Annotated in this window: 6 protein-coding genes; all 6 read left to right on the top strand. The window is 71.5% G+C overall.

The window, feature by feature from the left end:
• The coding region (locus tag ADL01_RS43170) for an alpha-glucosidase C-terminal domain-containing protein (protein WP_199835082.1) at nt 1-136 on the top strand (136 nt) is incomplete at its 5' end.
• Between the two features lie 28 nt (nt 137-164).
• Complete coding sequence (locus tag ADL01_RS38455; RefSeq protein ID WP_053746722.1) at nt 165-1,541, top strand: maltokinase N-terminal cap-like domain-containing protein; 1,377 nt, start codon at nt 165-167, stop codon at nt 1,539-1,541.
• Between the two features lie 5 nt (nt 1,542-1,546).
• Nucleotides 1,547-3,760, top strand: coding sequence for a 1,4-alpha-glucan branching enzyme (glgB, locus tag ADL01_RS38450; RefSeq protein ID WP_107091111.1), 2,214 nt, complete (start codon nt 1,547-1,549; stop codon nt 3,758-3,760).
• 120 nt (nt 3,761-3,880) lie between these two features.
• Complete coding sequence (locus tag ADL01_RS38445; RefSeq protein ID WP_053746721.1) at nt 3,881-5,791, top strand: AMP-dependent synthetase/ligase; 1,911 nt, start codon at nt 3,881-3,883, stop codon at nt 5,789-5,791.
• Nucleotides 5,792-5,881: 90 nt separating this feature from the next.
• The gene (locus ADL01_RS38440; RefSeq protein ID WP_053746720.1) at nt 5,882-6,775 is read left to right on the top strand and encodes a Gfo/Idh/MocA family protein; all 894 of its coding nucleotides are present in this window, start codon (nt 5,882-5,884) and stop codon (nt 6,773-6,775) included.
• A gap of 153 nt (nt 6,776-6,928) precedes the next feature.
• On the top strand, nt 6,929-7,384 hold the full coding sequence (locus ADL01_RS38435; RefSeq protein ID WP_053746719.1) for a Crp/Fnr family transcriptional regulator: 456 nt from the start codon (nt 6,929-6,931) through the stop codon (nt 7,382-7,384).
• Nucleotides 7,385-7,439 lie beyond the last annotated feature (55 nt).

Here is a 7,439-nt window from a genome sequence, read left to right as displayed (position 1 = left end):
CCACCCCGTCGAACTCATCGGCGGAGTCCGCTTCCCCGCCATCGGCGAACTCCCCTACCTCCTCACCCTCGCAGGCCACGGCTTCTACTGGTTCCGGCTCGCCCGAGTCGCCCCGCGCACTGCCCGACGACCGTGAGTGTGGGCCCGCGAAAGGACGCGTCACCATGTCGAAGACCGCATCTCTTCGCCCGAGCGGGACGGACCTCGCCGAGCCGCTGACCTCACTCGGCGGGCTGCTGCGCGAGTGGCTGCCGCAGCAGCGCTGGTTCGCGGGCAAGAACCGGCCCGTCACGGACCTGGACCTGCTGTCGATGACGGAGCTGTTCCCGGGCTGTCTGCACCTGCTCGTCCGCACCGGTCACACGGCCGTCCCCACCCCCGGCGGCCCTCCCCCGCCCGGCGACTGCTACCAACTGCTCCTCGGCATACGGGACCACCCGTCGCCGCGCCTGCGCCGGGCCCTCCTCGGCCGCGCGGACGAGGGCCCCCTGGCCGGTCTGCTGGTCTACGACGCCTTGCGGGACCCCCGGGCGGCAGGCCTGCTCCTCGATCGCCTCCGACACCCCGGAACAGCCGGCCCCCTGCGCTTCGAGGCCGACCCCGGCATCAGCGTGCCCGCCGGACTCACCCCGCGTCTCCTCGACGTCGAGCAGTCCAACTCCTCGCTCGTGTACGGCGACTCGTTCATCCTGAAGGTGCTCAGACGCGTCCAGCCGGGTGTCCACCCCGACCTGGAGGTGCCCGCCGCCCTCGCCCGGCAGGGCTGCGCCCGCGTACCCGCCCCGGCCGCCTGGTTCCGCACCGATCTGCCCCAGGACGCGACCCTCGGTGTCCTCCAGCCTTTCCTGCCCGGCGCCTTCGACGGCTGGACGCTGGCCCTGCGCGCCCTCGCCGCCGGGCACCCGTTCACCGACGAGGCGCACGAGTTGGGGCGGGCCACCGCCGACGTACACCTGGCCCTCGCGACCGCCTTCCCCCGCGACACCCGTGGCGTGCGGCACAGCAGGCGTACGGCGGCGGCCATGACCGAGCGTCTCGACGCCGCCGTGCACTGCGTACCGGCGTTGCGGCCGTACGCCCCGGGACTGCGGGCCGCGTTCGACACCCTGGCCGGGCTGGACGCCGGTCCGGCGGCGCAGCGCGTCCACGGTGATCTGCACCTCGGGCAGGTGCTGCGCACCGGCGGTGCCGGCGGAGACTGGTTCGTGATCGACTTCGAGGGCGAGCCGTCCCGCCCGCTCGCCGAACGGCGCAGCGCCCAGTCACCGGTACGGGACATCGCGGGCATGCTGCGCTCCTTCGACTACGCGGCCCGCACCCGCCTGCCGTGGCGCCCCGAGTGGGCGCGGCGCTGCCGCGAGGCCTACTGCGCGGGGTACGCCGCCCGCGCCGGGTGGGACCCGCGCCGCGACTCGGGGCTGCTGCGCGCGTACGAGACCGACCGTGCCGTGTACGAGGCCGTCTACGAGGCCAGGCACCGCCCCGACTGGCTCCCCGTCCCGATGGCGGCGATCGAGCGACTCTCCGTCCGAGGAGGCTGACAGCTGTGGCCCTGCATGATCCCTCTCTCTCCGACACGCCTTCCCTGGGCAGGCCCGACAGCCTGTGGGATCCCGGCGAGAAGCAGCGTCTGCTGGCCGGCACCCATCACGATCCGCACGCGCTGCTCGGCGCGCATCCCGGGCCCGGCGGCGTCGTCGTCCGTGCGTTGCGCCCGTACGCGCGCGGGGTGAGTGTGCTCGTCGACGGGCGGCGGATCAGGCTCGACGACGACGGTGACGGGTTCTTCAGCGCCGTGCTCCCCTTCGATCCCTCCGGCGCCGCGCTGCCCGCCTACACGTTGCTGGTGTCGTACGAGGGCGGCGAGTCGGAGGTCGAGGATCCTTACCGTTTCCTGCCCGCGCTCGGTGAGCTGGATCTGCATCTCATCCGCGAGGGGCGCCACGAGGAGCTGTGGAAGGCGCTGGGCGCACAGCCCATGACCCACCAGGGCGTCACCGGGACCCGCTTCACCGTCTGGGCGCCGAACGCCCAAGGGGTCCGTGTCGCCGGGGACTTCACGTGCTGGGACGGTACCGCCCACCCGATGCGCTCCCTCGGCGCCGCCGGGGTGTGGGAGCTGTTCGTGCCGGGCGTGGGTGAGGGCGAGCGGTACAAGTTCGAGGTCGTGGGCCCAGACGGCGGCCGGGTCATGAAGGCGGACCCGATGGCCCGGCGCACCGAGGTGCCGCCCGCGACGGCGTCCGTCGTCACCGCCTCCCATTACCAGTGGGGCGACGAGGAGTGGCTCGCGCGCCGCTCCGGCAGTGCCGTGCACGAGGAGCCGTTCTCCGTGTACGAGGTCCACCTTCCGTCCTGGCGGCCCGGACTGACGTACCGTCAACTCGCCGACGAGCTCCCCGCATACGTGGCCGACCTGGGTTTCACCCATGTGCAGCTCATGCCGGTCGCCGAGCATCCGTTCGGCCCGTCCTGGGGGTACCAGGTCACCTCCTACTACGCCCCGACCGCCCGGCTGGGTTCCCCGGACGACTTCCGGTATCTGGTCGACGCGCTGCACCGGGCCGGTGTCGGTGTTCTGTTGGACTGGGTGCCCGCGCACTTCCCCAAGGACGACTGGGCGCTGGCCCGCTTCGACGGGACGCCCCTGTACGAGCCCGGCGACATGCGGCGGGCCGAGCATCCGGACTGGGGGACGTACGAGTTCGACCTCGGGCGCACCGAGGTGCGCAACTTCCTGGTCGCCAACGCCGTGTACTGGTGCGAGGAGTTCCATCTCGACGGGCTGCGGGTCGACGCGGTCGCGTCGATGCTCTACCTCGACTATTCGCGCGACTCGGGGCAGTGGACGCCGAACGTGTACGGCGGGCGGGAGGATCTCGACGCGGTCGCCTTCCTCCAGGAGATGAACGCCACCGTGTACCGGCGGGTCCCGGGGGTCATGACGATCGCCGAGGAGTCCACGGCGTGGGACGGGGTGACCCGGCCCACGGACAGCGGCGGGCTCGGCTTCGGCCTGAAGTGGAACATGGGGTGGATGCACGACTCGCTCGGCTATGTGGGCCACGAGCCGGTCCATCGCAAGTACCACCACCACGAGATGACGTTCTCGATGGTGTACGCCTACAGCGAGAACTACGTCCTGCCGATCTCCCACGACGAAGTCGTCCACGGCAAGCGCTCGCTGGTGTCGAAGATGCCGGGCGACTGGTGGCAGCAACGGGCGAACCACCGCGCGTACCTCGGTTTCATGTGGGCCCACCCCGGCAAGCAACTCCTCTTCATGGGGCAGGAGTTCGCCCAGGGGTCGGAGTGGTCGCAGGCCGACGGGCCGGACTGGTGGCTGCTGGACCCGCAGTACGCGGCCGAGCCCGACCACCGGGGCGTGCGCGACCTGGTCCGCGACCTCAACGCCGTCTACCGGCGCACCGCCGCCCTGTGGCAGCGCGACACCGACCCCGCCGGCTTCCGGTGGGTGGCCGGGGACGCCGCCGAGGACAACGTCTTCGCTTTCCTGCGCTTCGACGCACACGGAGCGCCCTTGCTGGCCGTCAGCAACTTCTCGCCGGTGGTGCGGCACGAGTACGGCCTCGATGTTCCGGGCCCGGTCACCGCCTGGCAGGAGGTCCTCAACACCGATGCCGCCCGGTACGGTGGCAGCGATGTCATCAACTCCGGTGCTGTGAAGTCCCGTTCGTCCTGTGTGCGGCTGACGCTGCCGCCGCTCGCCACGGTGTGGCTGACGCCGCTGCGTGGGTGAGGCGGGGAAAGAGACTTCACAGTTCCCGGCAACAAACTCCGTCACCTGAGCTAGATTCGTTCACCGTCGATAACTCCACTCGTCGGCGTGGTCACAGTCAGTACGATCCAGGAGCAGCGCATGCGCGACTTCGCCCTCGCTCCCCCCCACACCCCCGCACCACTGACCGGCGGGCTCGCCGACAGCGTCTTCGACACGGCGCTGCGTGCACCGAACCTGCCGCAGATCGCGCGCCGCGCCGACCCGGCCGAGCAGGTCTGGACGCAGATGACGGCCGCCGAACTGCGGGACGAGGTCGTCGACCTGGCCAAGGGATTCATCGCCTCCGGCATCTCGCCGGGCCACCGCGTGGCCATCATGGCCCGCACCCGCTACGAGTGGACGGTGCTCTGCTACGCGCTGTGGACGGTGGGCGCCGAGGTCGTGCCGATCTACCCGACCTCCTCCCGCGACCAGGTCGCCTGGATCCTCGCCGACTCGCAGTGCAGCGCCGTGGTCGTCGAGGACGAGCAGGGCCTGATGACCGTCGGCTCGGTGTGCACCTCTTTGCCCCTGTTGCGCAACGTGTGGCAGCTCGACGACGGAGCTCTGCGCCAGCTCGTGGAGCTGGGGCGGCCGGTGCCGAACGCCACGGTCGACTCGATGCGCCGGATCGTGCTGCCTGACTCGGCCGCGGTGGTCGCCTACACCTCCGGCACGACCGGGCGTCCTCACGGCTGCGCCCTGACCCACCGCAATCTGGCCGGCCCGTGCGACACCCTTCTCGCGGGCTGGCGGCACACGGCGGCACCGCCCGGCGAACAGCCCGCGGTCCTCGCCTTCCTGCCCTTCTCCCACGTGTACGGCCTGATGATCCAGGGTCTGTGTCTGCGCGGCGGCGTGCTGATGGGGCACGAACCCGAGCTGACCGGGGACGCGCTGTCGTCGGCGCTGCTCTCGTTCCGGCCGACGTCTCTGTACGCGGTCCCGTCGGTGTTCGAGAAGATCTACAAGAACTTCCTGCGCGCCGCCCAGCAAGCGGGCCGGGGCAGCCTGTTCGAGCGGGCCGTCAGCACCGCACGGGACTTCGCGACGGCAGAGGAACGGCAGCGGCTCGGCACGGGTTCCGGGCCCGGCTTCGACCTGCGGCTCCAACACGCCCTCTACGAGCGGACGGTGTACCGCAAACTCCGCGCCGCCCTGGGCGGGCGGGTCCGCGGCGCGGTCTCCGGCGGCTCACCTCTCAACCGCGAACTCGCCCTCTTCTACGCGGGTATCGGCATCCTCGTCAACGACGGCTACGGCCTCACCGAGACCAGCGGCGGTATCACCGCACACCCCGTGGGCCGGGTGAAGTTCGGGACGGTCGGGCGGCCGCTGCCCGGCACGGAGATCCGGGTCGCCGAGGACGGCGAGATCCTCGTGCACGGCGTCTCCGTCTTCCAGGGGTACGTGAACGACGACGCGGGCACCCGGGCGGCGCTGCGGGGCGGCTGGCTGGCCACGGGGGACATCGGGCAGCTGGATCAGGAGGGGTATCTGACGATCACCGGACGCAAGAAGGACATCATCATCACCAGCAGCGGCAAGAGCGTCGCCCCTGCCGCCATGGAGCACCGGTTGCGTATGCATCCGCTGGTGCACCAGGCGGTGATAGTGGGCGACAACCGGCCGTGTGTGGGCGCCCTGATCACCCTCGACCCGGAGTTCCTGGCGCACTGGCGCGCCTCGCTGGCCCTGCAGGAGGACACGCCGCACCGCCAGGCGCGCGAGGAGAACGCCCTGCGGGAGGAGATCGGCCGGGCCGTCGCCGCCGCCAACAGCACGGTGTCGCGCTCCGAGTCGATCCGGGTGTTCCGGGTCCTCGCGGAGCCCTTCGACCTCAGCAACGGCCTGCTGACCCCCTCGATGAAGCTGCGCCGGGACGCGATCGTGCGGCACTACGCCTTCGAGATCGACGCGATGTACCAGGCCAGGAAGCGCTCCCCCCGGCCGAACGCGGCGGCGGACGAACTCGCGCACTGGGACGACGCGGACAACGTGTTCCGCTGAGCCCACGGCGCGGACGCCTGTTGACGGTACGGCGGAGGGGTGCGCAGAGTGATCTCCGCATCGGCCTCCCCGTACGGATTGGACCCTGCCGTGACCAGTACCGCCGCACTGTGGGCGCAGGCGCCCGTCAAGGTCGGGCTCGTGGGCGCCGGGCCCTGGGCCCAGTGGGTGCACGCGCGCGTGCTGGCCGCCGGGCCCGAGACAGAGCTCGCCGGGGTCTGGGCGCGGCGCCCCGAAGCCGCTCAGGAGACGGCGGCGCCGTACAGGGCACCGGTGGCGGCCCGGTTCGAGGAACTCCTCGACTCCTGCGAGGCGGTGGCGTTCGCCGTGCCGCCCGCCGTACAGGCCGAGCTCGCGCTGCGCGCCGCGAAGGCCGGCAAGGCGCTGCTGCTGGAAAAGCCCGTCGCCGAGGATCTGGCGGCGGCCCGGCGGCTGGTGGACGCGATCGACGAGGCGGGGGTCGTCTCCCAGGTCACCCTGACCAACCGGTACCACCCAGAGACCCGCCGCTTCCTGAAGGCGGCGAGCGAGGCGGACGTGTTCGGGGCGCGGGCGTGTTTTCTGAGCGATGCCTTCCTGGGCGGCGCGTTCGCGACGTCCTGGCGGCTCGAACACGGCGCGCTGCTCGATCTGGGACCGCATGTCCTCGATCTGCTCGACGCGGCGGTGGGGCGGATCGCGCGGGTGCGCGGTACCGGGGATCCGCGCCGCTGGGTCGAACTCACCTGTGAGCACGAGAACGGCGCGGTCAGTCAGGCCTCCCTGTCCGGTTCGGTGAACGTTCCGCGAGGTATCGCCCGTGTCGAACTCTTCGGTTCGGGACCGGAGTTGGTGTTCGACGGCACCGAACTCGACCACGAGGAGAGCTGGCCGGTGCTGCGCCGCGAGTTCGCGACCGCCGTACGCACCGGCGTCCCCGGTGACCTCGACGCCCGCCGGGGCCTGCATCTGCAGACGCTGATGGCCCAGGTGTCCAAGGGCTGAGCACTGTGTGTCACAGAGCGGTTCTGTGTCCGCCGCCGAGGTGCCCGGCGCGTCCGCAACGGCTGAAATGGAGGGAGGGGAGCCACCGGAACCGGGTAGTGCGCTGCCGAGGCGGACGGCCTCCCTCCAGATCGCCGGCGAGGAGCCCTGCTCATGACCAAAGCGACAAAGCTGCTGACCGCCCTTCCCCCGCCCCGGCGTGAGCGTCTGCTGGCTCTCGCGACCGAGGTGTCCTTCCCGGAGGACCAGACGATCTTCGAGGCGGGCGGCACCGCCGACCGGTTCTGGGTGGTCCGCTCCGGCGCGGTCTCCCTGGTGCAGCAGGTGACGCCGGCGCAGCGGGTGACGGTGGCCAGCCTCGGTGCGGGCGATCTGCTCGGCTGGTCCTGGCTCTTCCCTCCCCACCGGTGGGACTTCGGTGCCGAGGCCTTCAGCCCCGTACGCGCGTACGAGTTCGATGCCGCGTCAGTGCTCGAGCTCTGCGAGGAGGACCCCGCTCTCGGGCTCCAGCTGGTGCGGGTCATCGCCGAGATCCTCGCCCATCGGCTGGAGCTGACCCGGGGCCGGCTGATGGACAACCTCTCCCTGAACAAGCGGGGACCCATATAGGAAGCGCCGGCATGCGAATGTGCTCCCCGGGCCGGAGCCCGGGGAGGCGGGCCGC

The sequence above is a fragment of the Streptomyces sp. NRRL WC-3618 genome (assembly GCF_001280005.1).
In the GTDB taxonomy this organism is placed as follows: Bacteria; Actinomycetota; Actinomycetes; order Streptomycetales; family Streptomycetaceae; genus Streptomyces.
Note: the sequence above shows the minus strand (reverse complement) of the source record. Positions and strands in the feature narration are given on the sequence as shown.